Raw genomic sequence first — 26,134 nt, 5'->3', positions numbered from 1 at the left:
GGAGTCGAAGCCGCCGAGCGCGGCCCCGGCGAAGGAGTAGACCAGCACGCCGGCCATCAGGTTGGTGTCCAGGAACAGCCGGTGCGCGACCAGGACGCCGGCCACCGCGCCGAGCAGCGAGGCCAGCCCCCAGCCGAGCATCAGCATCCGCCCGACCGGGATGCCGACCAGCCGGGCCGACGCCGGGTCCTGGGCGGCGGCCCGCAGGTGCAGCCCGATCGGGGTCTTCGCGAACAGCAGCCAGAGCAGCGCGACGACGACGAGCAGCACGCCGATGATCCCGAGTGACTCGATCGACAGCGTCACGTCGCCGATGCGGGCGACCCCGCCGGGGAACAGCCGCGGGAAGCTCCGCAGGTCGAAGCCCCAGATCCAGCCCGCGAGCGCGTTCACCAGGATGAACAGGCCGAGCGTGACGATCACCAGGTTGAGCGGGTTGCCGCCCTCGACCGGCCGGATCAGCACCCGCTCCACGACCATGCCGGCCACGAACGCGAACGCCAGCGCGCCGGCCAGGGCGACCCCGAGCGGCAGCCCGGCGTCCGCGAGCGCCCAGGCCACGAACGTCGCGAACATCGCCATCTCGCCCTGGGCGAAGTTCACCACCCCGGTGGTCCGGAAGATCAGCACCAGGGCCAGCGCGAGCGCCGCGTAGACCGAGCCGTCGGCGATGCCGTCGACCACCACCTGCAGGAAGCGCACCACGCGGAACCCCCTACTGGCCGAGGTAGCTGCGCCGGACGGAGTCCTCGGCGCGGATGTCGGCGGCCGGACCGGACAGCACGGTCCGCCCGGCCTCCAGCACGTACGCGGCGTCGGCCAGCTCCAGGGCGAGCGCCGCGTTCTGCTCGACCAGCAGCATGCCGGTGCCCTGCTCGGCCCGGATCCGGGCCAGCACCGCGAACACCTCCCGGACCACGATCGGCGCCAGCCCGAGGGAAGGCTCGTCCAGCAGCAGCAGCGCCGGGCGGGACAGCAGCGCCCGGGCGACGGCCAGCATCTGCTGCTCGCCGCCGGACAGGCTGCCGGCCGGCTGGTTCCGGCGCTCGCCCAGCTGCGGGAACGTCTCGTACCAGGAGGCGATGTCGCGCTGGACCCCGTCCTTGCGCCCGTACGCGCCGAGCCGGAGGTTCTCGGCCACGGTCAGCCCGGCGAACGTGCCCCGGCCCTCGGGCACGTGCGCGACCCCGAGCCGCGCGATCTTCTCGGTCGCCGTCCCGGTCAGGTCCCGGCCCCGGTAGGCGATCCGGCCGGTCGTGCGGACCATCCCGCAGACCGCCCGCAGGGTGGTCGTCTTGCCGGCGCCGTTCGGGCCGAGCAGCGCGACGACCTGGCCCTCGCCGACGGTGAGGTCGACCCCGTGCAGTGCCCGCACCTGCCCGTACGCGGCGGTGAGGCCGGCGATCTCCAGCAGCGGGGTCATGCCGGCGTGCCCAGGTAGGCGGCCAGCACGGCCGGGTCCTCCTGCACCGCGGCCGGCGGCCCGGTCGCCACCACCTTGCCGAAGTCGAGCACCACCACGGTGTCCGAGAGCCGCATGACCATCCCCATGTGGTGCTCGACCAGCAGCACGGTCATCCCGGCCCGGACGTCCTCGATGAGCTCGGCCAGCTCGTCGACCTCGCCGTGGGACAGCCCGCTGGCCGGCTCGTCCAGCATCAGCAGGGCCGGCTCGGCCGCCAGCGCCCGGGCCAGCTCGACCCGCTTGAGCGTCCCGTACGGCAACCCGGCGGCGGGGTGACCGGCCAGCGGGGCCAGGCCGAGCCGGTCCAGCACGGCATCGGCCCGCCGGCGCAGCTCCCGCTCCTGCGACCGGACCCCGACCCGCAGGGCCGCGGCCGGAAACCCGGTCCGGCTGCCGTGCTGGGCGCCGAGCATGACGTTGTCCCGGACCGACAGCGAGGGCACCAGCCCGAGGTGCTGGAAGGTCCGGGAGACGCCGAGCCGGGCGACCCGGTGCGCGGGCAGCGCGAGCAGGTCCCGGCCGGCCACCTCGATACGGCCCGAGCGCGGCCGGGTCAGCCGGCTGACGCAGTCGAAGAGGGTCGTCTTGCCGGCGCCGTTGGGGCCGATCAGCCCGCAGACCTCGCCGGTCCGGACGGTGCAGGAGACCCCGTCCAGCGCCGTGACGCCGCCGAACCGCACGACCAGGTCGGTCACCGTGAGCGCGGCGTCATTGGGCATCAGCTCGACCGTAGGACCGCCTCCGACCCCCGTAATCGGTGCCGCACCACAATCTCTCGGACCGGTTGTTGTGCACACGAGCCAACACCATTGTTACGGGGGGACATGTCGTGGTCACCTGAGACATGGCGCTCACGGCGACACGTACCGTCCGGTCCGAGCGGGACCGGATCCTGACCGCGTTGCACGCCGACCTGGAGGAGCTGGCCGAACGGGCGGTGGCCCGGATGCCGGACGAGATCCCCGCCTACCGGAGTCGCGACGCCGCGTTCTTCGCCGACGTCCGGGACCAGGTGAGCCGGCACTACCGGACCAAGCTGGCCGCGCTGGAGCACCGGCCGCTGTCCCGGCAGGACCTCGCGTTCGCCCGGCCCTGCGCGCTGCGCCGGGCCCGGGCCGGCATCGCGCTGGACGACTTCCTGCACGCGTTCCGGATCGGCCGGCAGGTGTTCTGGGAGGCCGTGCTGGAGCAGGCCGGGGAGTCGCCGGCCGGGCACGAGGCCGCGCTGGAGCTGGCCACCGAGGTCATGCGCTACAGCGACATCGCCTGCACCCACGCCTCCCGGGCGTACGTGGAGTATCAGCAGCACCTGGTCGCGGACGCCGACCGGGAGCGGCGGGACCTGCTGGAGCACCTGCTGGCCGGCGAGCTGCCGACGCACCGGCCGCTGCTGGCGGCGGCCCAGGCGTACGGGCTGGCGGAGCGGACGCCGGCGCTGGTCGCGGCGGCGATGCCGGTGACCGCGGACGCCGACGCCTCGCACGTCGCGGCCGAGGCGCTGGCCCGGGCCGGCGGTCCGACCGGCCGGGCGCTGGTCGTGCGGCGCCGGGGCGAGCTGGTCGTGGTGGCCGCGCTCCGCCCGGCCGACCCCGCGGCCGACGCAGCCGACGTGTGCGACCGGCTGCAGGAGACCCAGCGCCGGCTGGGGGTCAGCGGGGTGCCGCTCGCGGTCGGGGTCGGCACGGTCGCGTCCGGGATCGCCGAGCTGCCCCGGGCGTACCAGGAGGCGAGCGCGGCGCTGGCCGACGTGGGCGTCGACGGCGGGGTGGTGGCGCTGCCCCGGCTGTCCCCGTTCGACTACCTGGCCCTGCACGCGGACGACACCGCGCGGCGGCTGGTCGACCCCCGGCTGCGTACGTTCCTGGAGGAGGACCGGCAGCGTGGCGGCGGGCTGATCGAGACCGCGCGGGTGTTCGCGGCGGCCGATCTCAACCTGCGGGTCGCGGCCGAACGGCTGCGGGTGCACCCGAACACCGCGCAGTACCGGCTGCGCCGGATCGAGGAGCGCACCGGCTGCAACCCGCGGCGGATCGCGGACCTCGTCGACCTGCTGTCCGCGATCGCCCTGCTGGAACGGACCAGAACGCGCTGATACGGACTAGAACGCGCTGATGCCGGTGAGGGCGCGGCCGATGATGAGCTTCTGGACCTGGCTGGTGCCCTCGTACAGGGTCATGACGCGGGCGTCGCGCAGGTACTTGCCGACCGGGTACTCGTCGATGTAGCCGTAGCCGCCGAAGACCTGCAGGCAGTTGTTCGCGGCCCGGACCGCGGCCTCGCTGGTGAACAGCTTCGCCTTGGACGCGGCCAGGCTGATCTTCTCGCCCCGGTCGAGCAGGTCGGCCACCAGCCAGGTGAGCATCCGGCCGGCGTCGACGTCGACCGCGGTGTCGGCCAGCAGCTCCTGCACGAGCTGGTGGGCGGCGATCGGCTTGCCGAACTGGACCCGCTGTCCCGCGTACTCGGTGGCGGCGTCGAGGCAGCCCTGGGCGATCCCGACGCACCCGGCCGAGATGCTCATCCGGCCCTTGTCCAGCGCCGACATCGCGACCCGGAAGCCCTTGCCCTCCTCACCGAGCCGGTTCGCGTCCGGCACCCGGACCTCGTCCAGGTAGAGGCTCGCGGTCGCCTGCCCGCGCAGGCCGAGCTTGCCCTTGATCTCCCGGGCCTCGAAGCCCTGCTCGGCCGTCGGGACCAGGAACGCGGTCACCCCGCGGGGCCCGTCCCCGCCGGTGCGGGCGAACACCAGCGCGACGTCGGCCCAGGTCCCGTTGGTGATGAACACCTTCTCGCCGGAGATCAGCCAGTCCCCGCCGTCCCGCCGGGCCTTCGTCACCAGGTTGCCGGCGTCGGATCCCGTGCCGGGCTCGGTCAGCCCGAAGCAGGCCAGCAGCTCACCGCTCGCCAGCCCCGGCAGCCACTGCTTGCGCTGGTCGTCGGTCCCGTACGCGTCGATGGACTTGCCGACCAGGCCGAGGCTCACGCTGACGATGCCGCGGATCGCGGAGTCGCCGCGGCCGAGCTCCTCCATCATCAGGCAGTACGACCGGGAGTCGGCCGGGGTGCCGCCGACCTCCTCCGGCAGCGTCAGGCCGAGGAACCCGAGCTCGCCCAGGCGGCCCACGATCTCCCGGTCGACCAGCTCGTCGCGGTCCCAACGGGCCCGGTGCGGCACGACCTCGCGGTCGATGAAGTCGGCGGCGGTGGAACGGAGCAGCTCCTGCTCCTCGGTGAGCGCGAGCGTCATGACCGGACGGTAACCCGTGCTCCGGCCATCCCGGCAACGGACATCGGGCGACCGGCCCGGGCAGGCGGGCGGGCCCGGCCCGCACTAGGTTCCGGGACGTGTTGGACGACGCCCTGCGGGGGTTGCTGGGGATGCGCCCGCGAGCGGTCGTCACGCCGCGACCGGACCGGCCGCGCCGCGCCGCGGGCGCCGCGGTCGTGGTCGGCGGCGGCATCGCCGGCGTCTCGGCCGCGCTGGTGCTGGCCGAGCGCGGCATCCGGGTGACCCTGCTGGAGGCGGCCGACCACCTCGGCGGCCGGCTCGGCGCCTGGCCGCGGACGCTGCCGGACGGCACCGTGCAGCGGGTCGAGCACGGTTTCCACGGCTTCTTCCGGCAGTACTACACCTGGCGCTCGCTGCTGCGCCGGATCGACCCCGAGCTCGGGTTCCTCCGGCCGCTGGCCGGCTACCCGGTGATCTCCCGGACCTGGCCGGCGGAGGACTTCGCCTCGCTGCCCGGGCTGCCGCCGCTGAACCTGCTCGCGCTGGTGGCCACGTCGCCGAGCCTGCGCCTGCGGGACCTGCGGTACATCGACCGGGTCGCGGCGACCACGCTGCTGGAGTTCGACCGGGACGCGACGTACGCGGAGCTGGACGCGACGACGGCGAAGGACTTCCTGGACCGGCTGGCGATGCCGGACCGGGCCCGGGCGGTGTTGTTCGAGGTCTTCGGGCACTCGTTCTTCAACCGCGAGGAGGAGTTCTCCGCGGCCGAGCTGGTGATGATGTTCCACTTCTACTTCCTGGCCAACCCGGAGGGGTTGGGCATGGACGTGACCGCGGACGACCACGGCAGCTGCGTCTGGGACCCGTTCGGCGCGATGCTGTCCGGACTGGGCGTGGACATCCGGACCGGCACCACCGTGGACCGGCTGGAGAAGACGGGGTCCGGATGGCGGACCGTCGCGAGTGGAGGGTCCACTGTGGACGCTCCCCACGCGATCCTGGCCCTGGACCCGGCCGCGCTGCGCTCGGTCGTCGCCGCCTCCGACGGGCTGCCGGCCACGCTGGTCTCGCAGGCGGCCGGGCTCACCACGAGCGCGCCGTACGCGGTGGCCCGGTTCTGGACCGACCGCCCGGTCCGGGCCGACCGGCCGGTGTTCTCGGGCGTCTCCCGGGAACCGACGCTGGACTCGATCACCGTCTACTCGCGACTGGAGGACGGTGCCCGGTCCTGGGCCGGGCGCACCGGCGGCGAGGTCCTGGAACTGCACGCGTACGCGGCCGAGCACGGGATCGGGGCGCGGGACGCCGCCGACCGGATGTGGGGCGAGCTGGGCGCGCTCTGGCCGGAGACCGCGGGGCTGCGGGTGCTGGACCGGGAGATCCGGGTCGGGCACGACGCCCCCGGCTTCCCGCCCGGCTCGGACGCGACCCGCCCCGGCGTACGGACGCCGGACCCGACCCTGCTGCTGGCCGGCGACTGGGTCCGGCTGCCGTTCCCGTCGGCGCTGATGGAGCGGGCCGCGACCACCGGCGTGCTGGCCGCCAACGACATCCTCACCCGGGCCGGAGCCAGGGCCGAGCCCGTCACCACCCTCCGCCCGACCGGCCTGCTCGCCGGCCGCCGGAATGTTGCGCACGCAACTACCGTTCGGGGCCAGTGAGACACTGGACGGACCGAGTTTGAGGAGAACGACATGCCTGCGGTGACGGTCGACGACATCCTGACGCTGCCCCGGCTGCGGGTCCCGGACCCGGCGGTGACGACGCCGCGCACGGTCAGGAGCGTGACCACGGCCCCGCGCGGGTTCGAGGGCGAGGGCTTCCCGGTGCACCGCGCGTTCGCCGGCGTCGACCTGGCCACGCTCGACCCGTTCGTGCACATGGACCAGATGGGCGAGGTGGAGTACGCGCCGGGCGAGCCCAAGGGCACGCCCTGGCACCCGCACCGCGGCTTCGAGACCGTCACCTACATCATGGACGGCGCGTTCATCCACCAGGACTCGCACGGTGGCGGCGGCGTGATCACCAACGGCGACACGCAGTGGATGACGGCCGGCTCCGGCCTGCTGCACATCGAGACCCCGCCGGAGGAGCTGGTCGTCTCCGGCGGTCTCTTCCACGGCATCCAGCTCTGGGTGAACCTGCCGGCCAAGGACAAGTGGGCCGCCCCGCGCTACCAGGACATCCGCGGCGGCAAGGTCGCGCTGCTGTCCTCCGACGACGGCGGCGCGCTGGTCCGGGTGATCGCCGGCGACCTGGACGGGCACCCCGGCCCGGGCGTCACGTACACGCCGATCACGCTCGCGCACGCGACCGTCTCCCCCGGCGCGTCGGTGACGATGCCCTGGCCGGAGGACTACAACGCGCTGATCTACGTGCTGTCCGGCAACGGCACGGTCGGCGCCGAGCGGCGCCCGGTCAGGGCCGGCCAGCTGGCCGTGCTCGGCGCGGGCGGCTCGATGACCTTCGCCGCGGACACCCGGCAGGACAGCCGGACCCCGGACCTGGACGTGCTGCTGCTCGGCGGCCGCCCGATCCGCGAGCCCGTCGCGATGTACGGGCCGTTCGTCATGAACACCAAGCCCGAGCTGCAGCAGGCGTTCGAGGACTTCCAGGCCGGCCGGCTCGGCACGATCCCGGCCGACGGGATCCACGCCCACGGCGCGATCCGGGGCGAGACCGGCCAGGAGTAGCGCGGGGCCCCCGACAAGCGGATGACTTCTGCGGCCGGATGACGCGCGTGCTCGCGTGTGGGCGCCGGTTGTAGTCGCGCATCAGATACAACCGACGGGTGTCCCCGTCAGCGCGCTCCGGACCGGCCTCACAGGCGAGGCCCGCTGGCTTCGAGATCGAGGACGTCTCGGCCTGGCCGACGAGGGCCGAGGAACAGATGGGTAGCAAGCGAAAAGTGTGGCTGGAGAGTCCGACCGAGACCTCCCACCTCTTCAAGTACCTCCGGCAGGACTCCGCACGAGGCGTCTACGGCGACGACTGGGCGGAGAAGCTGGCAGCCGAACTCGCACGGCTCCTGGGGATCCCGGCGGCGTCGGTGGAACTGGCCGATCGGAGCGGCAGCCCTGGGGTCATCTGCCGACGAGTCAACGACCCTGGAGTGGTGGAACTCGTGCACGGCAACGAACTCCTGGGCGCCCGGCAGTCCGGCTACGACAAGGAGCTCAAGCGCGAACATCCGCTGTACACGGTGACCGCGGTGGCCGGATGTCTTCGCGATGCCGGTGCACCGGCCGGCCATCCCGAGGTCGGAGCTCTCAGCGGGTTCGACGTGTGGGCGGGCTACCTGCTGTTCGACGCCTGGATCGCCAACACGGATCGCCACCATGAGAACTGGGGAGTCCTGATCGACCGTCGGGACGGCAGGACCCGTCTGGCACCGTCCTTCGACCACGGATCGAGTCTGGGCTTCAATCATGCCGCGTCTGTGAACTCGGGCCAGCTGGCGGGAATGGATGCGGTGGAACGCTGGTGCAGGAAGGGCCGCAGCAGTCACTTCGCCGGACGGCCACGTCTGGTCGACGTTGCCGCGGAAGCTCTCGACCTGGCCGGCCACGACGCCTGGCTGTACTGGATGTCCCGACTCCGGCAGCTTCGGCCGGAGTCATGGAACGGGATCATCGAACAGGTTCCATCGGTCAGAATGTCGGAGGCGACCCGTACCTTCGTGGGTAGGGTTCTGGACGTAAACCGGAGGAGGTTGCTCGATGTCTGTGACCGAGCTGCCTGACACGGTCCACCCGAGCCACTCTCACGAAGGTCGTCGGCTCCTCCTGGTCTGGCAGGATCCGGCGACTCGATCCTTTGATCCGGTCGGCGCCCTGGTCCGCGACGCCGACGGATCCTTCGTCTTCCGCTACATCCGCCGCGCAGCGGGGCTGCGTGCTTTCCGGCCGCTGGCGTCGTTCCCGCAGCTGGATGGGATCTACCGGTTCGCCGACCTCCCACCATTCTTCGAGAACCGTGTGATGTCCCCACGCCGGCCGGACTACCCCGAATACGTTCGCGCGCTGCACCTCAGCGTCGGAGAGGCGACGCCGTTCGAGATGCTCGCCCGTACCGGCGGGTCGCGGGCAACCGACACCTTCCACGTGGTGGCGGAGCCCACCACCGACCCCGATGGGCGAGTGCGAACCGTGTTCCTCGCCCACGGCGTTCGATATATCGAGGGAGCCAGCGAGCGCATCTCTCGCCTGAACCCCGGCGACACCCTGACGCTGCGCCCCGAGCCCGACAATGTGCACAACGCCCGAGCGCTACTTATCGATGTTCATGCAGGCGAGGCGGTCGGCTACGTACCCAACTGGATGCTTGACGTCGTGGGACGACTGGTCGAGGACGACCCAGATCACCGGCTCACGGTCGAGCTCGCAAACGGACCGGACACCCCGGCCCATCTTCGACTGTTATGCCGCCTGGAAGCCACCCTTCCAGCCGGATGGGACTCCCCGCGTGACCCTGACTTCGAGTACATCGAGATCGGGCCCGCCGATGGAGCCCCGCCCAGCCGGTAGCTCCGCAAGCGGGTCAGGGGGTCAGCCCCAGATCTCGGCGGCGGTGTCGACGACGAGGCGGAGCTTGGCGACCTCCTCCTCGTACGTCAGCGCGTTGCCCTCGACCGTGGACGCGAACCCGCACTGCGGGGACAGGCAGAGCTGGTCCAGCGGGACGTACTTGGCGGCCTCGTCGACGCGCCGCTTGAGGTCGTCCTTCGACTCCAGCTCGCCGCGCTTGGTGGTGACCAGGCCGAGCACGACCATCTTGCCCGGCGGGACGAAGCGCAGCGGCTCGAAGCCGCCCGAGCGCGCGTCGTCGTACTCCAGGAAGAAGCCGTCCACGGCGAGCTCAGTGAACAGGGCCTCGGCGACGAAGTCGTAGCCGCCCTCGGCCACCCAGGACGAGCGGAAGTTGCCCCGGCACATGTGGGTGGTCACCGCCATGTCCGAAGGCCGGCCCGCGATCGCGGCGTTGATCTGCTTGATGTTGCGCAGGTGCTGGCGCTCGGCGTCGTCGCCGCGCTCGGCCAGCATGGCCCGCTGCGCCGGGTCGTTGAGGTAGGCCAGGCTGGTGTCGTCCAGTTGCAGGTACGTGCAGCCGAGCTCGGCCAGCGCCGCGACCTCGGCCGCGTACGCCGCGGACAGGTCGGACCAGAACTGCTCCTCGTCCGGGTAGACGGCCGGGTCGATCGAGGCCCGGCCGCCGCGGTAGTGGACCATCGAGGGCGACGGGATCGTCAGCTTCGGCATGGCCGTGGTCACCGTGTCCCGCAGGAACGTGAACGCCTCGGCGAAGATCGGCTGCTCCAGCCGGATCGGCCCGTCCACCCGCAGCGCGGCCGGGGCGAAGTCGAGCTCGCCGTCCGCGTTCTTGAACTGGACGTGCATCGAGTCCTTCGCCCGGCTGATCCCGCCGAGGGAGTAGATGAAGTCCATGTGCCAGGACGCGCGGCGGAACTCGCCGTCGGTCGCCGCCGGCAACCCGATCTCCTCCTGCATCCGGATCGCGTCCCGGATGGCCCCGTCCTCGACCACTCGCAGACCCTTGTCGGACATGCGACCGGCGGCGTGATCGGCCCGCGCCCGGTGCAGGCGCGCAGGGCGCAGCAGGCTGCCGACGTGGTCGCCGCGGAAGGGCGGGCGCTCGCGCATCGTCATACCGTCTTTCTACCCGGTGTCCGGCTAGGATCCTGCCCTCAACCTGGGGGGGTACAGAATTGAGACGCTGGGTCGCCGCCGGCGTCGCCGCGGTGCTGGCGGCCGGAGCGGCCGTCGGGGTCACGCTCGCCGTCCGGCCGAGCCCGGCCGGAGCGGCCCCGGCCACCGCCGGAATCGTCGTCACCGTGTCGACCGGGTCGGCCGCGGCCACGCACGGTCTGCTGCAGGTCTGGTCCCGGCAGGCCGACGGCACCTACCGCAGCGCGTACGGGCCGACGACGGCCTGGGTCGGCGCGGCCGGGGTCGGCGCCACCCGGGAGGGCCTGAGCAAGACCCCGACCGGCGTGTACGGGCTGACCGAGGCGTTCGGCACGGCGGCCGACCCCGGGACCGGGCTGCCGTACCGGCGGGTGGACGGCAACGACTGGTGGGTCTCCGACGTGAGCTCGCCGTACTACAACACGTACCGCCGCTGTGCCCCCGGGTCCTGCCCGTTCGACGAGCGGGCGGGCGAGCGGCTGGCGATCCCGCAGTACGCGAACGCGACGGTGATCAACTACAACCGCAGCCCGGTCCGGGCCGGCGCCGGCAGCGCGTTCTTCCTGCACGTGTCGAACAACCGGCCGACCGCCGGCTGCGTGGCGATCGGCGCCGTGCACCTGCAGCGGGTGATGCGGCTGCTCACGCCGGCGCAGCGGCCGGTGATCAGCATCGGCGTCGGCTCGGCCGCGACCGCGCCGATCACCGACGCGAACCGGCTGGCCGCGACGCACAACCCGATCGGCGCCCAGGACCCGCCGGGCGTGCTCGGCGCGAGCAAGGTCCGGGTCCGCGGCTGGGCGCTGGACCCGGACAACAAGGCGGCCGGGCTCCGGATCCGGATCTACAGCGACTCCGTCGGCGTCGCCTCGATCACCACCACCGTCGCCCGGCCGGACGTGGCCCGGATCTACGGGGCCGGGCCGCGCCAGGGCTACTCGACCGACCTGACGCTGGCCCGGGGCCCGCACACGATCTGTACGTACGCGCTGAACATCGGGACGGGCACCGGCAACCCGAGCCTGGGCTGCCGGGCCGTCACCGTCACCTAGCTAGGCGATGAAGTACATCGGGTTGGGCAGCTTGAACGCCTTCTGCTCGTGCCCGCCCTGCAGGTCGGAGAACTGGTCGCCGACGTTGGCCACGATCCGGTAGCCCAGCGACTCGATGTGCTTGCGGGTCAGCGACTTGTACTGGACGGTCGTGCAGGTCGCCTGGCAGGTCAGGTACGCCGGGATCGGCAGCGTGCGGTCCCGGGTGAAGACCGTCTTCGGGGTCGGGTAGCCGACCTTGGCCAGGTTGCCCTCGGTCGCCGCCTGCTGGGTGTCCGGCCGGCCGGTGACGAAGAACAGCGTGTAGCCGTGCGCGGTCGCCCACGCGGTCGTCTGCACCATGCCGAAGACCGCCGGGAACTTCTGGTCCAGCACGAACTCGGCGTTGGTCGTCGGGTTGAACCCGAAGTCCTCGGAGATCTCGTAGTTGTAGGTCAGCAGCGCGGTGTCGTCGACGTCCAGCACCAGGGCCGGCTTCTTCGGACCCCGCTCGTGGGTGGCCAGGTACGTGGTCAGCTGCGCCTCGTCCCGCTTGACCTCGGCCGCGTACGGCGAGGTCGGCGACGCGATGCCGGTCGAGGTCGGGTCGCCGTAGAAGAACTTGATCTGGTTCTTGACCAGGCCCAGGTTCGGGATCTGGTTCGAGTGCGTCGGCGTCGGGTCGAGCACCGGGGCCGGGGCGGCCGCGGGCTTCGGGTCGGCGACGGCCGAACCGGCACCGACCAGGCCGAGGCCGACGGCCAGGGCGGCAAGGGTCGCGAGGGCGCGCTTGGAGCGCACGGGCACCTCCAGGAGCAGGGGGAGCGCCGGAACCGGCGCCCGTCGGACACCCCACACCTGTGTCTCGATCCAGGTCAACACTAGTTTGTGGGTTCGTGACCTACCTCGCCGCGGACAACCGCTACGACTCCATGCAGTACCGCCGCAGTGGCCGCAGCGGCCTGCTGCTACCGGCCCTCTCGCTCGGGCTCTGGCACAACTTCGGCGGCGACCGGCCCTGGGAGACGCAGCGCGCGATCGTGCGGCGGGCGTTCGACCTCGGGATCACGCACTTCGACCTGGCCAACAACTACGGCCCGCCGTACGGGTCGGCGGAGTCGAACTTCGGCCGGATCCTCGGCACCGACCTGGCGCCGTACCGGGACGAGCTGGTGATCTCGACCAAGGCCGGCTACGACATGTGGCCCGGCCCGTACGGCGACCACGGCTCCCGCAAGTACCTGCTGGCCTCGCTGGACCAGTCCCTGGACCGGATAGGCGTGGACTACGTCGACATCTTCTACTCCCACCGGCTCGACCCGGACACGCCGCTGGAGGAGACGATGGGCGCGCTGGACACCGCCGTCCGCTCCGGCCGCGCGCTCTACGCCGGGATCTCCTCCTACAGCTCGGAGCGGACCCGGGAGGCGGCCGCGGTCCTGCGGGAGCTGGGCACGCCGCTGCTGATCCACCAGCCGTCGTACTCGATGCTCAACCGCTGGGTCGAGGAGGACCACCTGCTCGACACGCTGGCCGGCGTCGGCGCGGGCTGCATCGCGTTCTCGCCGCTGGCCCAGGGGCTGCTCACCAGCCGCTACCTGAACGGCGTGCCGGCCGACTCCCGGGTCGCCACCGGCGGCGCGATGAGCGCGGACATGCTCACCGAGGACCGGCTGGACCGGGTCCGGGCGCTGAACGACGTCGCCGCCCGCCGAGGGCAGTCGCTGGCCCAGCTCGCCCTGGTCTGGGCGCTGCGGGACCCGCGGATGACCTCGCTGGTGATCGGGGCCAGCAGCGTCGCCCAGCTGGAGGACAACGTGGCCGCGCTGGACAACCCCGCGCTGGCCGGCGACGAGCTCGCCGAGATCGACCGGCACGCCCTGGACTCGGACATCGACCTCTGGGCGGCGTCCAGTTCGGGATGATTTCACCGTCTTCTCCGTCCCGACATGCCGTGCCGGACGTTTCGACGAAACAGCGTTGGAGACGAACCCTGTGCGGACGTCGCTCGGTGAGCGTCGCCGAGCGGGGGACCGGAGGCGTATGGACGAGGTGGTCACGCTGCCCGACGGCCCGGAAGGGGCGAGTTTCGCCCGCCGGGCCATGAAGCGCGCCGCCGACCTCTGGCTGCTCGACCGCGAGCTCACCGAGACCGCGTTGCTGCTGGTCAGCGAGCTGGCCACGAACGCGATCCGGCACGGCACGCCGCCGGTGAAGCTCTCGCTGCAGCTGGACAAGGACCGGTTGCGGGTCGAGGTCACCGACAGCTCGCCGGCACTGCCGCACCTGGACCACCCCGGTCCGGACCAGACCGGCGGCCGGGGCCTGCAGATCGTCCAGCAGCTGGCCACCAAGTGGGGCGCGAGCGCGTCCCCGCGCCGGCTCGGCAAGACCGTCTGGTTCGACCTCCTGCGCAGCTAGCTTCCGCCGGCCGCCCGTTCCAGCGTGAGCACAGGAGCGTAGGACAGGGACCGGTGTACCGGCATACCGTGGGCGGTAGATCCACGGCCGGTCCGGCCGGTCGGGCCGGGAAGGAGGAACGGTGTCCGCTCTTCGCGTCGCGGTGATCGGCTCCGGCCCGGCGGGGGTGTACGCGGCCGCCGCGCTGACCAAGGCGGGCAACGTCGAGGTCGACGTCCTGGACCGGCTGCCCGCGCCGTACGGGCTGGTGCGGTACGGGGTGGCGCCGGACCACGTCAAGATGAAGTCGGTCGACGCGGCCCTGCGCCGGGTCCTCGAGGACCCCGCGGTCCGCTTCCTCGGCAACGTCGACGTCGGCACCGACATCACCCGCGAGGAGCTGGCGACCTACTACGACGCGGTCGTGTTCGCGACCGGCGCCGCGGTGGACCGGCGGCTGGACGTCCCGGGCGAGGACCTGCACGGCAGCTTCTCCGCCACCGACTTCGTGGCCTGGTACAGCGGCCACCCGGACGCCGAGCTGGACCGCTTCACGCTGACCGCGACGCACGCGGTGGTCATCGGCGCCGGCAACGTCGCGGTCGACGTGGCCCGCGTGCTGACCAAGACCTCGGACCTGCTGGCCAGCACCGACGTACCGGGGCACGTGCTGGACGTGCTCGCGGCCAGCGCGATCACCGACGTGACCATGGTGGCCCGCCGCGGGCCCGCGCACGCCCGGTTCACCACCAAGGAGCTGCGCGAGCTCGGCGAGATCACCGGCTCCGACATCGTCGTGGACCCGGCCGACCTGGAGCTGTCCGAGGCCGAGCAGGCCGAGGTCGAGGGCGACCGGACGCTGCGGGCCAACCTCGAGGTGCTGCGCGACTGGGCCGGTCGGGAACCGGAGGGGCGGTCGCGGACGCTGCGGATCAGGTTCTGGCTGCGCCCGGCCGAGGTGCTGGGCACGTCCGTGGTCGACGGGTTCCGGGCCGAGCGGACCGTGCTGAAGGACGGGCGGGTGACCGGGACCGGCGAGACGCTCGACCTGCCGGCCCAGATGGTGCTGCGCTCGGTCGGCTACCGGGTCGTGCCGCCGGCCGACCTGCCGCTGGACCCCGACTCCGGGACCGTCCCGCACGACGGCGGCCGGGTCCTCCTCGACGGCAGGCCCATGCCCGGCGTGTACGTCGCGGGCTGGCTCAAGCGCGGCCCCAGCGGGATCATCGGCACCAACAAGCCGGACGCGACCGAGACGGTCACCTCCCTGCTGGCGGACGCGCCCGACCTGCCGCGCGCGCCCGAGCGGGACCCGGACGCGATCGTCGAGCTGCTGCTCGAGCGCAAGGTGCAGGCGGTCGGCTGGACCGGCTGGGAGGCCATCGACGCGGCCGAGAAGGCGCTCGGCGAGGAGCGCGGGGAGTGCGCCCGGGTCAAGATCGCCGACCGGGACACGCTGCTCAAGACGGCGCTCGGCGCCTGAACTTCCCCCGGCGGCCGCCTGCGGACACCGCGCGGCGCCGGGGTGCAGACCACCCCACCGGCGGCGCCCGTCGCGGCGGCGCCGGGGTGTCGGACCGCACGTCGTGCGCCGCTCGTCCGTGCCGGGGCTCGGGCCGGGGGTTGGCAGGCGGCCACGGCCGGACGCCCGTAACCGTCCGGTTGCGGCGGCTGCGACCACACACGGGCGTACGGGGGGCCGACGTACGGTGAGGGCGTGAGGGGCACATGGCGATGGGCGCTGGTCGCCGTCGGCGTCGCCGTGCTGGTGTCCCTGCCGCTGGCGGTGAGCGCGCTCCCGGCGAGCGGCACCGACATCTCGGCGACCGACCTGCTGCGCAGGGTCCAGTCGTCCGGCTCCGTCCCGCACTCCGGGTACGCGGAGTCCGTCGGCGGCCTCGCGCTGCCCCTGACCAGCGACTTCACCGCGCTGACGAGCCTGCTCGGGGACCGGACCCGGATCCGGTCCTGGTGGCGGGGCGAGGAGGACTGGCGGATCGACGCGGTGCAGACGACCGGGGAGGCCGGGACGTACCGGGACGCCGACGGGATCTGGAACTGGGACTACGAGCAGGGCACGATCGTGCGGACCAACGAGCCGACCGTCCGGCTGCCCCGGGTCGCCGACGTGGAGCCGGCCGCGCTGGCCCGGCGGCTGCTGTCCGAGGCCCGGCCGGCGGACGTGTCCCGGCTGCCGGCCCGCCGGATCGCGGGCCGGGACACGGCCGGGCTGCGGCTGACGCCGTCCGACCCCGGAACCACCGTGGACCGGCTCGACGTGTGGGTGGACGGGGAGACCGGTCTCGCCCTGCGCGTCGAGGTGTACGGCCGGGGCGCGGCCCGGCCGATCCTCGCGACCGCCTTCCTCGACTTCAGCACCGACGACCCGCCGGCGTCCGCGACCACGTTCGCCCCGGCCGAGCCGGACAGGGTCCGCGGTGAGGTGAACCCGGACCTGGCCGCGGCGGTCAACCTGTTCGCGCCGGTGATCCCGCCGCCGACGCTGGCCGGGCTGCCGGCCCGCGACGACGTGGCGGGCCTCGGCGCCATCGGCCAGTACGGCAGCGGGCTCACGCTGCTCGTCGCCGCGCCGCTGCCGGGCCGGATCGCGCGGCCGCTGCGGGAGCAGCTGACCAAGACGCCGGGCGCGATCAAGACGGACCTGGGCGTACGGATCGCGGTCGGGCCGTTGTCGTTGCTGCTCACCAACTCGCAGAACCGGCTCAGCTGGCTGATCACGGGCACGGTCACCGCGGCCACCCTGGACCGGGCCGCGGCCGAGATCGCCGCCGACCCCCCGTTCGTGCGGCCACGGTGACGGCCGCGATCAGGACCGTGGGGCTGACCAAGCGGTACGGGTCGGTCACCGCGGTGGACGGGATCGAGCTCGACGTGCAGCCGGGCGACATCTACGGCTTCCTCGGCCCGAACGGCTCCGGCAAGACCACCACCGTCCGGATGCTGCTCGGGCTGGTGCTGCCGACCTCGGGCACGGTGGAGGTGCTCGGCGCCCCGATCCCGAAACAGGCCCGGTCGGTGCTCTGGAAGGTCGGGGCGCTGGTCGAGTCGCCGGCCGCGTACGGGCATCTGGGCGCGCGGGCGAACCTCTCGATCATGGACGCGGCCGGGCCCGGCGGGTCCCGGCGAACCCGCAAGGCCCGCATCGACGAGGCGCTGGAAGAGGTCGGGCTGGCCGGCGTCGGGCGGCGGCCGGTCAAGGCGTACTCGCTGGGGATGCGGCAGCGGCTCGGCATCGCCGCCGCCCTGCTGCGCCGGCCCGAGCTGCTCATCCTGGACGAGCCGACCAACGGGCTGGACCCGCGCGGCATCCAGGAGATGCGCGCGCTGCTGCTCGGGCTGAACGAGTCCGCGGGCACCACCATCTTCCTGTCCAGCCACCTGCTGGCCGAGGTCGAGCACCTCTGCCGGCGGGTCGGCGTGCTCGACCGCGGCCGGCTGGTCCTGCAGGACACGCTGGCCTCGCTGCGGGCGCCGACCGGGTCGGTCGTGCTGCGGACGCCGGACCCGGAGTGGGCGGTCGCGCTGCTGGACGGCGAGCTGCGCTCCCGCGAGGGCGACCGGCTGGTCGTCCGGGCCGCCGACCCGGCCGCGCTGAACGCCCGGCTGGTCGGGCACGGGATCCGGATCTCCGAGCTGACCGAGGAACGCCGCTCGCTGGAGGACGTCGTGCTGGCCGCGACCACCAGCAGCTCGGACCGGGTGGACGGGCACACGATCCAGGTCGGCACCAGCGGGCCGCGGGCGGAGATCCTCGACAGCGACGACTCGGCCTGGTCCCGGCCGCCGGACGCGCCGACCCCGATGCCACTCCCGAGCCGCCGCCCCCACACCGACCCCACCCCTGCCAGCCCGGCCCCTGCCGCCCCCTCCTCGAACGGGTTCCGGAGCGGCCCGGCCGCGGATGGAAGCCGGACCGAGCCGGCCGCGGATGGAAGCCGGACCGAGCCGGCCGAGCCGGACGGGGTCCGGAACGGGCCGCGCGCCGAGGCCGAGCCCGCGACCGAGGAGAGCCCGTGATCGGTGTCGAGCTGGTCAAGATGCTGCGCCGGCCACGGACCTGGGTGGTGATCGCGCTCATCGACGCGCTGCCCACGCTGGTCGCGTTCCTGCTCGCGCTGACCGACGTCGGCCCGCGCCCCGGGACCGGACCGGCGTTCCTGTCCGCGGTGCTGAACAACGGCGTGCTGTTCCCGGCGGCGGCGCTGGCGATCGTGCTGCCGCTGTTCCTGCCGGTGTCGGTGGCGATCGTGTCCGGCGACTCGATCGCGGGTGAGGCCCAGGCCGGGACGCTGCGCTACCTGCTCGCGCGGCCGGCCGGGCGGACCCGGCTGCTGGTGGCGAAGCTGGTCACGGTGCTCGTCTTCGTGGCGATGGCGGTCGTGGTCGTCGTCGTGACGGCGTACTTCGTGGGCACGTCGCTGTTCGGGACCTCGCAGCTGGCCGGCGGGAACATCGTGTCGGTCTCGGGCGAGCCGCTGACCCCGCAGCAGGCGGCGCTGCGGACGCTGCTGGCGATGGCGTTCGTGGCCTTCTCGATGCTCGGGGTCGCGGCGATGGCGGTGTTCCTGTCCACGCTGAGCGACTCGCCGCTGGCGGCCGCGATGGGCGCGCTGGCGTTCCTGGTCGCGTCGTCGCTGCTGCTGACGCTGGACGCGGCCGACTCGATCCGGCCGTACCTGCCGACGCGGTACTGGCTGGCGTTCGTGGACCTGTTCCGGCAACCGATCCTCTGGCGCGACATCGTCCGCGGGGTCGGCCTGCAGGCCGTCTACGTCGCCGTCCTCCTCGGCGCCGCCTGGGCCAACTTCACCACCAAGGACATCAAGAGCTGAGGCTCAGCGATTCCCCTGGCGCCAGACGTCGACCGGCGGACGCTGCGACGCCGGGGGCGGCGCGGCCGGCGGCGCGACCGGCTGGTACGGACGTGCGGGCGGCAGTGCCGGGAGGTTCTGCGGCCGCATGGGCCCGGACGGCGGCCCGGCCGACACCGGCCGAGCAGGCATCGGCGCCGGCGGTCGAGCGGTCATCGGGCGCTGCTGGTTCGGCCAGACGGTCACCACGGGCGACCGCTGCGGGTGGGCGGTCTGCAGATGCCACCCGAGCAGGGCCGGGTCGCCGACCTGGCCGCAGACGTGGCAGGTCCCGACGCTCGGTGCGGCCGCCTTGCCGACCGGGATGAGGATCGCCAGCGCGGACAGGAGCACGAGCGGCGACGTGAACACGATGCCGACCAGGAACGCACTGAGCCCGAAGAAGGTCCAGAACCCGGCCCACATCAGACACCAGATGATCCATAGCACTCTGCCGGTCGACATTCGCTCCCCGTCCCCGTTGACGTACGCGCGCCGGATCCTCCCGGCGACGGCGGCAAGTGTGAACCCTCTGCCGCACCGGTGTGACGCGTTCCGGGAAACTGGTCAGGCCCGCAGCGTCGAGCAGTCCGCCGGGGTCGGCTGGGTCGGGGCGGCCGGGCCGAGCACGGACAGCACCAGCGCCTGCACCAGCCGGTCGGTCGGCAGCTGGCCGTGGTCGAGCTGCGCGTCGGCGCAGACGGACTGGACCGGGATGTTCAGCGCGCCGTCCAGGCGGGCCGAGTCCGGTGGGTCGACGACCTGGTCCTGGGTCGTCCAGAGCGACACCCAGACCGGTCCGGCCGGGGTCTCGTCGGTGTTCAGCCGGTTCAGCAGCACGCTGTTCGGGACCAGCTCCTGGCACGCGGTCGGGCACTGCCCGGGCAGCAGCGAGGCCCCCAGCGCGGCGATCGACGTCCCGTGGTGCGGGGAGCCGAGCGTGACGATCCGGCGGGCGACCGCGGCCCCGCCCTCCTGCTCGGCCCAGAGCCGGGCCACCACCCCGCCGGCCGAGTAGCCGATCACGTCCACCGACGGCGCCCCGGCCGCGAGCTCGGCCCGGGCGGCCTTGTCCAGCACGGTCGCCTGGTCCGTCAGCTCGCCGGTGCCATCGCCGGGCAGCCGGACCACGGTCGCGTCCCGGCCGGCCGCGCGCAGCCGGGCCGCGAGCGCGTCCAGGGCCGTGGTCGCGCCGCCGTACCCGGGGACGAGCAGGACCGGGCCGGGTACGTCCTGCCGGACCGGGGCCGCGGCCGCGGGCCTGCCGACTCGCTGGAGGACCACCAGCACGACCGCGAGCAGCACCGCCACCACGACCACCGCGACGACGCCGAGCAGGAGCCGGCGCCGTGCGGGAGGCAGGGCGGAGAGCATCTGCCCATCCTGCGCGGAACCCGGTCAGCCCGGCGTGAACTGTCGGAGCCCACCGCTACGGTCCCGGCATGGCTCTCGACTTCCAGCTCGTCATCGACTCCGCCCAGCCCCACGTGCTCGCCGACTGGTGGGCCGAGACGCTCGGCTGGGACGTCGAGGGGACCGACGAGGGGTTCATCCGCTCGATGATCGACAAGGGGTTCGCCACCGTGGAGGACACGGTCGTCCACGACGGGCAGCTGAAGTGGAAGACCGGGGCGGCGATCAACCACCCGGACGGCAAGGAGAGCGGACGGCCGCGGATCCTGTTCCAGCTGGTGCCGGAGGGCAAGACCGTGAAGAACCGGCTCCACCTGGACCTGCGCCCGGTCGCCGAGGCGAGTGAGATGCAGCTCTCGGATCTGGAGGCGCGCGGGGCGACCTTCCTCTGGACCGGCGAGGAGGGGCCGCACGCGAAGTGGGTGACGATGGCCGACCCCGAGGGCAACGAGTTCTGCGTGCCGACGGCCTAGTCGACGAGCACGACCTCCAGGGTGCGCGGGCCGTGCACGCCCTCGACCCGGTTCAGCTCGATGTCGCTGGTCGCGGACGGCCCGCTGATCCAGGTCAGCGGGCGGTCCGGGTCCAGCCGGGCCACCGCCTCGGGCACGATCTGCACGACCTGGTCGGCGCGGACCACGCACAGGTGGTAGTCCGGCACCAGGGTGATCATCCGGCGGCCCTGGTCGGGCGAGGAGTCGAGCACGATCGTGCCGGTCTCGGCGACCGCGACCGCGCAGGCGGTGACGACCCCGTCCAGGTCGTCCAGCTCGGCGGCGGTGAGATCGTCGTCCCGGACGGCGCCGGGCAGGTCCCAGGGCAGTCCGGGCGGGACCACGACCCGGGCGGCGCCGCGTTCGGTGAGCGCGTCGACCAGGGTGCCGGCCAGCTCCGGCTCGGCGCAGCGGCGTACGGACGCCTTGTAGTCGACCAGCCGGTCCACCAGCAGGTCGAGCAGCGCGGTCCGGTCCAGCTCGCCGGTCCGCCGGTAGTCCCGCCGCACCTCCGCCGGCGCCGGCCGGTCCGCCAGCGCCCGGCGGATCCGCCCCAGCACCTCGTCCCGCGCGGAGCTCACGAGCCGTCCCCGTGCGTGCGGGTCCACCAGTCCCGGAAGGACTCGGCCGGTGGGAGGGGCAGGTCGCGGCTGGAGGTCCAGCCGGACAGGGGCGGCGGCAGGGTCGAGAGCCGGCCGCGGCGCCGGCCGAGCAGGCGACCCGCCTTGGACACCGCCAGCGCGACCGCCCACCGCCGCGGTGACCCCATCGCGTACGCGACCGATCGCATCACCGCGCGCTCCGCCGCCGGGTGCGGGACCTGCGAGCGCAGGTGCACGAGCATCGAGGGGATGTCGATCGCCACCGGGCAGGCGTCGTAGCAGGCCCCGCAGAGCGAGGACGCGTACGGCAGGGTCGAGTTCTGCGACGGCCCGGTCATCTGCGGCGACAGCACCGCCCCGATCGGCCCCGGGTAGATCGACCCGTACGCGTGCCCGCCGGTCCGCTCGTAGACCGGGCACACGTTCAGGCAGGCCGAGCACCGGATGCACCGCAGCGCGGCCCGGCCCTCCGGGTCGCTGAGCACCGCCGTACGCCCGTTGTCCAGCAGCACCAGGTGGAACTCCTGCCCCTCCACCGCCCCCGACCACATCGACGTGTACGGGTTCATCCGCTCGCCCGTGGACGAGCGCGGCAGCAGCTGCAGGAACACCTCCAGGTCCTGCCAGGTCGGCACCAGCTTCTCGATGCCCATCACGGTGATCAGCGTGCGCGGCAGCGTGATGCACATCCGCCCGTTGCCCTCGGACTCGACCACGGACAGCGTGCCGGTCGAGGCGACCGCGAAGTTCGCGCCGGAGATCGCGACCCGGGCGTCGAGGAACTTCTGCCGCAGGTGCCGCCGGGCCGCATCGGCCAGCGCCGGCGGCGAGTCGGTGAGGTCGGCCGGCGCGGGCAGCCCGACCCGGCCCATCTCGCGCAGGAAGATCTCCCGGATCTCGGCCCGGTTGCGGTGGATCGCCGGCACCAGGATGTGCGACGGGGTGTCGTGCCCGAGCTGCACGATCAGCTCGGCCAGGTCGGTCTCCCAGGCCGCGATCCCGGCCGCCTCCAAGGCCTCGTTGAGGCCGATCTCCTGGGTCGCCATCGACTTGACCTTGACGACCTCGTCGGCCCCGGTCGCCTGCACCAGCGCCGTGACGATCCGGTTGGCCTCGGTCGCGTCCCGGGCCCAGTGCACGGTGCCGCCCCGCGCGGTCACCGCCTCCTCCAGCTGGACCAGCAGCTCCGGCAGCCGGGCCAGGGTGTCGTCCTTGATCGCCGCGCCGGCCGCGCGCAGCGCCGCCCAGTCCGGCACCTCGCCGACCACCCGGGCCCGCTTGGCCCGGATCGTCGCGGTCGCGTTGCCGAGGTTGCGGCGCAGCTGGGTGTCGGCGATCGCGGCCCGGGCCGCCTGCGGGAACGGCGCCCCGTGCAGGTGCGACTCCGGGTCCGCCCGCGGCAGCCCCAGGAAGACCGTCACTGTGCCCACTCCTCGGACAGGCCGGAGGGCGCCGGCGCCGACCGGCCGGCCCTCGTCGCTCCCCGCTCGCGCTGCGGGCACTCGCGCTCGCTCATGAGCCCTCCCGGGAGGCCAGGATCTCGGCCAGGTGGACGGTCCGGACCCCGGTCCGGAGCCGGGACAGCCCGCCGCCGATGTGCAGCAGGCAGGACGAGTCGCTCGCCGCGCAGACCTCGGCCCGGGTGTCCAGGACCGCGCGCATCTTGTCGGCCAGCATCGCGGTCGAGGTGTCCGCGTTCTTCACCGCGAACGTGCCGCCGAACCCGCAGCACTCCTCCGCGCCGGGCAGCTCGACCAGGTCCAGCCCGCGGACCTCGCGCAGCAGCCGCAGCGGCTTGTCCCCGACCCGCAGCAGCCGCAGTGAGTGGCAGGTCGGGTGGTACGTGACCCGGTGCGGGTACGACGCCCCGACGTCGGTCACCCCGAGCACGTCGACGAGGAACTCCGACAGCTCGTACGTCCGGGCCGCCACCGCCGCCGCCCGCGCGGCCAGCGCCGGGTCGCCGGACGCGACCGCCGCGTGCTGGTGCCGGACCGAGCCGACGCAGGACCCGGACGGGGCGACCACGGCCTCGTACGGCTCGAAGGTCTCGACGTACCGGCGGATCAGCGGCAGCGCCTCGCCCGGGTAGCCGGTGTTGACGTGCATCTGCCCGCAGCAGGTCTGGCCGGGCGGGAACACGACCTCGTGCCCGAGCCGCTCCAGCAGCTCGACGGTCGCCTTCCCGGCGGCCGGCACCACGGCGTCGACCAGACAGGTCAGGAACAGCGCGATCCGCACGACGCCATCACAGCACGGAACCGATCAGTCCGGGCGGCCGGCCGCCGCCGGATCTTGACCGAGCCGATCGGCCGGGCCGGACCGGTCAGTCGTTCCGGCCCAGGGGGTCCGTCGCGTCGGCGGAGGTGCGGTGCTCGTTCGCCGACGGGTGGTCCTCGCGCTCGTCGGAGTCGGCCAGGATCGCCGCCGCCTCCGCCCGGGGGTCGTCGCTGCCCGCGGCCAGCTCCTCGGGCAGCAGGTCGTCGGCCCGGTGCCGGATGCGCGCCGCGTCCTGTGGATCCATGATCCCGGCATCCCCGATCGTGGTCCGGGGCAACCCCGACGCCGCCGCGCCCGCCTCCGCGGCCCAGGCCGGGTGCTCGCGCAGCGCCCAGCCCGCCGGGACCAGGCCGGTCCGCATCCCCCGCCGGGCGTCCTCGTCGTGGGAGGCGAACCAGACGTGCCCGAGGACCAGCAGCAGGAACGCGAACGCGGTCCAGTCGTGCACGAACGTCGCGCCGATGCGCAGGTTCAGCGGCGAGCGCCGCCCGTACGCCATGATCAGGCCGGTCCCGAGCAGCACCAGCCCGCCGCCGGCCGAGAGCGAGGCGTTGAGCTTCTGCCCGGCGTTGAACTTGCCGACCGGGAGCCCGGCGGTGCGCCGGTTGCGCAGCCGCAGCCAGTCCCGGTCGGTCCGGGTGAAGCGGTTGAGCAGCACGAAGTCCGCCCGGGTGGCCCGGGCCAGCACGCCGAGCAGGGCCGGTACGGGCAGCGCCAGCCCGGACCAGACGTGGATGTCCACGACGACGTTGCGGCGGCCGACGAGCTCCGCGATCGGCTCCAGGTAGAGCGCGGCCGCGGTGGCCAGGCAGACGACGCCCAGCACGGCGGTGGCCCGGTGCACGGCCCGCGACGACGGCGCGAACCGGGTCAGCTCAGCCGGTGGGTTCATCGCTGCGTCCGTTGGACCTGCCGACGAAGCCGTCGACGTCGTAGCCGCGGTGCTCCCAGTAGCCCGGTTGGACGTCCGCGGTCAGCTCGATGGTGTCCAGCCACTTGGTGGACTTGTAGCCGTACATGGGCAGGACGGCGAGGCGGACCGGGCCGCCGTGCGCGTTGCTGATCGGCCCGCCCTGCATCGAGGTCGCCACCAGCACGTCCCGGCGGCGGGCCTGGTCCAGGGTCAGGCTCTCCGAGTACGACCCGTCGTAGGAGGTGAACCGGACGGCCGTGGCCTCGGGCCTGGGCCGGACCGCGTCGAGCAGGTCCGGCAACGCGACCCCGGACCAGGCCACCGACGGGACCCGCCAACCGGTGACGCACTGGAAGTCGCGCTCCAGCGTGGTCTGCGGCATGGCCGCCAGCTGGGCCATCGACCAGGCCCGGGGCGTACGGACCAGCCCGCCGACGGAGACCCGCAGGGTGGCGGGGTCGCGGCGCGGGATCGAGCTGGTCACCGAGTAGAACCGGAAGCCGGCGCCGGCCGGGATCAGCTGGGTCAGGCCGGTCGGGTCGCGCGGGCCGACGACCCCGAGTACGCCCTGCTCGGCGTCGGACAGCGTGCGCCCGAACGCGACGCCGAGCGCGCCGAACGCGAGCACGCCGAGGACGACGCGCCGTCCGATCGGCGCACCGTTGTCCGACGTCACCCCTCCATCCTGCGCCTCCGCACCGCCCGCACGGCGCGCAGGCCCCCGACCGCGGCCGGGACCGGCCCTCCGCGCGGCGCGGAGATCCCGGCCCGGGCGCGGGACCCATGCCTCCACACGGTCCCCGCGGCGCCCAGGTTGGGGCTGGACGTGGACCTGCGCCTCCGACGGCGCGCGGGTCGGGCGGCCGGGCCGGCACCGGCGCATCCGCGCGCCGCGGAGTCCCCGGCCGGGCCGGGACGCGAGGTCCCGGCCCGCCGGTCGGTTCAGTGCCGCATCGCGGCGAGGACGGCGTCGTGGACGGCGGTGTTCTGCTGCACGCGCCCGAGCCGGGCCGCTCCCGGTCCCTCCGCGGTCAGCGGCGTCGCCGCGCCGGTGTGCTGGTTGGTGGTCCAGTCGACGGTGAACTTCAGGTCCGTACCGGCGACCGTGAACGGACCGTCCTCGGCCGAGGCGCCGTCCCCGGACTCGTCGGCCGGGTCGACGTTCTCGATCGCGAGCCCACCGGTCTCGTGGTCACCCTCGACCAGGATCAGCGTGCCCGGGTGCCGGGCGGCGAACGCCTTCGCGACCGCGACGGTCCGGTCCAGCGCCTGGCCGGCGGTCAGCACGAGGTGCGCGTTGTTCGCGTGCGCCATCTCGTCGATGCCCTCCTCCTCGAGGAAGAGGAAGAACCCGTCCCGGTCCCGGGACAGCACGTCCAGCGCCTTGGTCGCCAGCTCCGGCAACGGCACGACCGGCGCGTACTCCCCACCCTCGCCCTCGTTCTCGGCGGTGAACATCTCCTCGTTGGCGAACAGGCCCAGCAGCTTGCGGGAGTCGCTGGCCCGCAGCTGCGCCCGGGTGCTCACGTAGTCGTAGCCGAGCTGCCGGGCGCGGGCGATCAGGTTGCCCTCGGTGCCCTTGCTCGCCTCGTCGCCCTCGTCCGGGTACGCCCCCGGCGTGCCGGCCGGCAGCCACCAGTCCTCGCCGCCGCCCAGGATCACGTCCGGCTCGCTGTCGACGAGGAACTGCCGGGCGATCTCGCTCTGGTCGTCCCGGTCGGGGACATG

27 protein-coding genes are annotated in these 26,134 nt (G+C 73.5%); 13 read left to right on the top strand and 14 right to left on the bottom strand.

Annotation, left to right across the window (positions count from 1 at the left end):
- From VGP36_11960 to VGP36_11950, 3 genes are all read right to left on the bottom strand, one after another.
- On the bottom strand, positions 1-705 hold a 705-nt coding region (locus VGP36_11960), incomplete at its 3' end, for a branched-chain amino acid ABC transporter permease (protein HEV7655430.1).
- Positions 706-715: 10 nt separating this feature from the next.
- Positions 716-1,423, bottom strand: a complete 708-nt coding sequence (locus VGP36_11955) for an ABC transporter ATP-binding protein (GenBank protein HEV7655429.1) — start codon at positions 1,421-1,423, stop codon at positions 716-718.
- Positions 1,420-2,184 (bottom strand): ABC transporter ATP-binding protein, encoded by a 765-nt coding sequence (locus VGP36_11950; GenBank protein ID HEV7655428.1) that lies wholly within the window; start codon positions 2,182-2,184, stop codon positions 1,420-1,422. The genes VGP36_11955 and VGP36_11950 overlap by 4 nt, the downstream gene beginning before the upstream one ends.
- A 125-nt stretch (positions 2,185-2,309) precedes the next feature.
- Here VGP36_11950 and VGP36_11945 point away from each other — a divergent pair, with 125 nt between their 5' ends.
- Positions 2,310-3,557 (top strand): helix-turn-helix domain-containing protein, encoded by a 1,248-nt coding sequence (locus VGP36_11945; GenBank protein HEV7655427.1) that lies wholly within the window; start codon positions 2,310-2,312, stop codon positions 3,555-3,557.
- A 6-nt stretch (positions 3,558-3,563) separates the two neighbouring features.
- Here VGP36_11945 and VGP36_11940 read toward each other — a convergent pair whose 3' ends face one another.
- A complete protein-coding gene (locus VGP36_11940; GenBank protein HEV7655426.1) occupies positions 3,564-4,712 on the bottom strand; it encodes an acyl-CoA dehydrogenase family protein in 1,149 nt (382 codons plus the stop codon).
- A 98-nt stretch (positions 4,713-4,810) separates the two neighbouring features.
- Between VGP36_11940 and VGP36_11935 the strand changes: the two genes are divergently transcribed.
- From VGP36_11935 to VGP36_11920, 4 genes are all read left to right on the top strand, one after another.
- Positions 4,811-6,358, top strand: a complete 1,548-nt coding sequence (locus VGP36_11935; GenBank protein HEV7655425.1) for an FAD-dependent oxidoreductase — start codon at positions 4,811-4,813, stop codon at positions 6,356-6,358.
- Positions 6,359-6,391: 33 nt separating this feature from the next.
- Positions 6,392-7,390 carry a pirin family protein gene (locus VGP36_11930; protein ID HEV7655424.1) on the top strand — a complete coding sequence of 333 codons (999 nt, stop codon included), beginning with the start codon at positions 6,392-6,394 and terminating at the stop codon, positions 7,388-7,390.
- Positions 7,391-7,587: 197 nt separating this feature from the next.
- A complete protein-coding gene (locus VGP36_11925; protein HEV7655423.1) occupies positions 7,588-8,439 on the top strand; it encodes a HipA domain-containing protein in 852 nt (283 codons plus the stop codon).
- Positions 8,417-9,223 (top strand): HIRAN domain-containing protein, encoded by an 807-nt coding sequence (locus VGP36_11920; protein HEV7655422.1) that lies wholly within the window; start codon positions 8,417-8,419, stop codon positions 9,221-9,223. The genes VGP36_11925 and VGP36_11920 overlap by 23 nt, the downstream gene beginning before the upstream one ends.
- 21 nt (positions 9,224-9,244) lie before the next feature.
- Here VGP36_11920 and VGP36_11915 read toward each other — a convergent pair whose 3' ends face one another.
- Positions 9,245-10,357, bottom strand: coding sequence for a 5-methyltetrahydropteroyltriglutamate--homocysteine S-methyltransferase (locus VGP36_11915; protein ID HEV7655421.1), 1,113 nt, complete (start codon positions 10,355-10,357; stop codon positions 9,245-9,247).
- A gap of 65 nt (positions 10,358-10,422) precedes the next feature.
- On the opposite strand from VGP36_11915, the gene VGP36_11910 reads away from it, so the two are divergent.
- Positions 10,423-11,454 carry a L,D-transpeptidase family protein gene (locus VGP36_11910; protein ID HEV7655420.1) on the top strand — a complete coding sequence of 344 codons (1,032 nt, stop codon included), beginning with the start codon at positions 10,423-10,425 and terminating at the stop codon, positions 11,452-11,454.
- On the opposite strand, the gene VGP36_11905 is transcribed toward VGP36_11910, so the two are convergent.
- Positions 11,455-12,234 carry an HAD family acid phosphatase gene (locus tag VGP36_11905; GenBank protein HEV7655419.1) on the bottom strand — a complete coding sequence of 260 codons (780 nt, stop codon included), beginning with the start codon at positions 12,232-12,234 and terminating at the stop codon, positions 11,455-11,457. It lies immediately after the preceding gene.
- A gap of 95 nt (positions 12,235-12,329) precedes the next feature.
- Here VGP36_11905 and mgrA point away from each other — a divergent pair, with 95 nt between their 5' ends.
- From mgrA to VGP36_11875, 6 genes are all read left to right on the top strand, one after another.
- Positions 12,330-13,358: an L-glyceraldehyde 3-phosphate reductase gene (gene mgrA, locus VGP36_11900; protein HEV7655418.1), complete on the top strand. Its 1,029-nt coding sequence runs from the start codon at positions 12,330-12,332 to the stop codon at positions 13,356-13,358.
- Between the two features lie 118 nt (positions 13,359-13,476).
- Positions 13,477-13,854 (top strand): ATP-binding protein, encoded by a 378-nt coding sequence (locus VGP36_11895; GenBank protein HEV7655417.1) that lies wholly within the window; start codon positions 13,477-13,479, stop codon positions 13,852-13,854.
- A gap of 121 nt (positions 13,855-13,975) precedes the next feature.
- A complete protein-coding gene (locus tag VGP36_11890; GenBank protein ID HEV7655416.1) occupies positions 13,976-15,316 on the top strand; it encodes an FAD-dependent oxidoreductase in 1,341 nt (446 codons plus the stop codon).
- Positions 15,317-15,550: 234 nt separating this feature from the next.
- Positions 15,551-16,651 carry a hypothetical protein gene (locus tag VGP36_11885; GenBank protein ID HEV7655415.1) on the top strand — a complete coding sequence of 367 codons (1,101 nt, stop codon included), beginning with the start codon at positions 15,551-15,553 and terminating at the stop codon, positions 16,649-16,651.
- Complete coding sequence (locus VGP36_11880; protein HEV7655414.1) at positions 16,648-17,871, top strand: ABC transporter ATP-binding protein; 1,224 nt, start codon at positions 16,648-16,650, stop codon at positions 17,869-17,871. The genes VGP36_11885 and VGP36_11880 overlap by 4 nt, the downstream gene beginning before the upstream one ends.
- Positions 17,868-18,686 carry an ABC transporter permease gene (locus VGP36_11875; protein ID HEV7655413.1) on the top strand — a complete coding sequence of 273 codons (819 nt, stop codon included), beginning with the start codon at positions 17,868-17,870 and terminating at the stop codon, positions 18,684-18,686. Before VGP36_11880 ends, VGP36_11875 begins: the two co-directional genes overlap by 4 nt.
- A gap of 3 nt (positions 18,687-18,689) precedes the next feature.
- Here VGP36_11875 and VGP36_11870 read toward each other — a convergent pair whose 3' ends face one another.
- Positions 18,690-19,169, bottom strand: a complete 480-nt coding sequence (locus VGP36_11870; GenBank protein ID HEV7655412.1) for a hypothetical protein — start codon at positions 19,167-19,169, stop codon at positions 18,690-18,692.
- Positions 19,170-19,271: 102 nt separating this feature from the next.
- The gene (locus VGP36_11865; GenBank protein ID HEV7655411.1) at positions 19,272-20,078 is read right to left on the bottom strand and encodes an alpha/beta fold hydrolase; all 807 of its coding nucleotides are present in this window, start codon (positions 20,076-20,078) and stop codon (positions 19,272-19,274) included.
- Positions 20,079-20,146: 68 nt separating this feature from the next.
- Here VGP36_11865 and VGP36_11860 point away from each other — a divergent pair, with 68 nt between their 5' ends.
- A complete protein-coding gene (locus VGP36_11860) occupies positions 20,147-20,590 on the top strand; it encodes a VOC family protein (protein HEV7655410.1) in 444 nt (147 codons plus the stop codon).
- Here the strand turns inward: VGP36_11860 and VGP36_11855 are convergent.
- The 6 genes from VGP36_11855 to VGP36_11830 form a co-directional block, all read right to left on the bottom strand.
- Positions 20,587-21,192 (bottom strand): LUD domain-containing protein, encoded by a 606-nt coding sequence (locus tag VGP36_11855; GenBank protein HEV7655409.1) that lies wholly within the window; start codon positions 21,190-21,192, stop codon positions 20,587-20,589. The genes VGP36_11860 and VGP36_11855 overlap by 4 nt on opposite strands.
- Positions 21,189-22,634 (bottom strand): lactate utilization protein B, encoded by a 1,446-nt coding sequence (locus VGP36_11850; protein HEV7655408.1) that lies wholly within the window; start codon positions 22,632-22,634, stop codon positions 21,189-21,191. The genes VGP36_11855 and VGP36_11850 overlap by 4 nt, the downstream gene beginning before the upstream one ends.
- 91 nt (positions 22,635-22,725) lie before the next feature.
- The gene (locus VGP36_11845; GenBank protein HEV7655407.1) at positions 22,726-23,454 is read right to left on the bottom strand and encodes a (Fe-S)-binding protein; all 729 of its coding nucleotides are present in this window, start codon (positions 23,452-23,454) and stop codon (positions 22,726-22,728) included.
- A gap of 85 nt (positions 23,455-23,539) precedes the next feature.
- On the bottom strand, positions 23,540-24,385 hold the full coding sequence (locus VGP36_11840; protein ID HEV7655406.1) for a cytochrome b/b6 domain-containing protein: 846 nt from the start codon (positions 24,383-24,385) through the stop codon (positions 23,540-23,542).
- Positions 24,369-25,082, bottom strand: a complete 714-nt coding sequence (locus tag VGP36_11835; protein ID HEV7655405.1) for a molybdopterin-dependent oxidoreductase — start codon at positions 25,080-25,082, stop codon at positions 24,369-24,371. Before VGP36_11835 ends, VGP36_11840 begins: the two co-directional genes overlap by 17 nt.
- Before the next feature lie 266 nt (positions 25,083-25,348).
- On the bottom strand, positions 25,349-26,134 hold a 786-nt coding region (locus VGP36_11830; protein ID HEV7655404.1), incomplete at its 5' end, for an alkaline phosphatase.

Source organism: Mycobacteriales bacterium (genome assembly GCA_035995165.1).
Classification (GTDB): Bacteria; Actinomycetota; Actinomycetes; order Mycobacteriales; family CADCTP01; genus CADCTP01.
This window is presented reverse-complemented; position numbering and strand designations above follow the sequence as displayed.

Excerpts from the sequence above, each read along its gene's own strand:
- VGP36_11955 (HEV7655429.1), bottom strand. The coding sequence starts at position 1,423 with ATGACCCCGCTGCTGGAGATCGCCGGCCTCACCGCCGCGTACGGGCAG.
- VGP36_11950 (HEV7655428.1), bottom strand. The coding sequence starts at position 2,184 with ATGCCCAATGACGCCGCGCTCACGGTGACCGACCTGGTCGTGCGGTTC.
- VGP36_11945 (HEV7655427.1), top strand. The coding sequence starts at position 2,310 with ATGGCGCTCACGGCGACACGTACCGTCCGGTCCGAGCGGGACCGGATC.
- VGP36_11940 (HEV7655426.1), bottom strand. The coding sequence starts at position 4,712 with ATGACGCTCGCGCTCACCGAGGAGCAGGAGCTGCTCCGTTCCACCGCC.
- VGP36_11930 (HEV7655424.1), top strand. The coding sequence starts at position 6,392 with ATGCCTGCGGTGACGGTCGACGACATCCTGACGCTGCCCCGGCTGCGG.
- VGP36_11925 (HEV7655423.1), top strand. The coding sequence starts at position 7,588 with ATGGGTAGCAAGCGAAAAGTGTGGCTGGAGAGTCCGACCGAGACCTCC.
- VGP36_11920 (HEV7655422.1), top strand. The coding sequence starts at position 8,417 with ATGTCTGTGACCGAGCTGCCTGACACGGTCCACCCGAGCCACTCTCAC.
- VGP36_11915 (HEV7655421.1), bottom strand. The coding sequence starts at position 10,357 with ATGCGCGAGCGCCCGCCCTTCCGCGGCGACCACGTCGGCAGCCTGCTG.
- VGP36_11895 (HEV7655417.1), top strand. The coding sequence starts at position 13,477 with ATGGACGAGGTGGTCACGCTGCCCGACGGCCCGGAAGGGGCGAGTTTC.
- VGP36_11870 (HEV7655412.1), bottom strand. The coding sequence starts at position 19,169 with ATGTCGACCGGCAGAGTGCTATGGATCATCTGGTGTCTGATGTGGGCC.
- VGP36_11865 (HEV7655411.1), bottom strand. The coding sequence starts at position 20,078 with ATGCTCTCCGCCCTGCCTCCCGCACGGCGCCGGCTCCTGCTCGGCGTC.
- VGP36_11860 (HEV7655410.1), top strand. The coding sequence starts at position 20,147 with ATGGCTCTCGACTTCCAGCTCGTCATCGACTCCGCCCAGCCCCACGTG.
- VGP36_11840 (HEV7655406.1), bottom strand. The coding sequence starts at position 24,385 with ATGAACCCACCGGCTGAGCTGACCCGGTTCGCGCCGTCGTCGCGGGCC.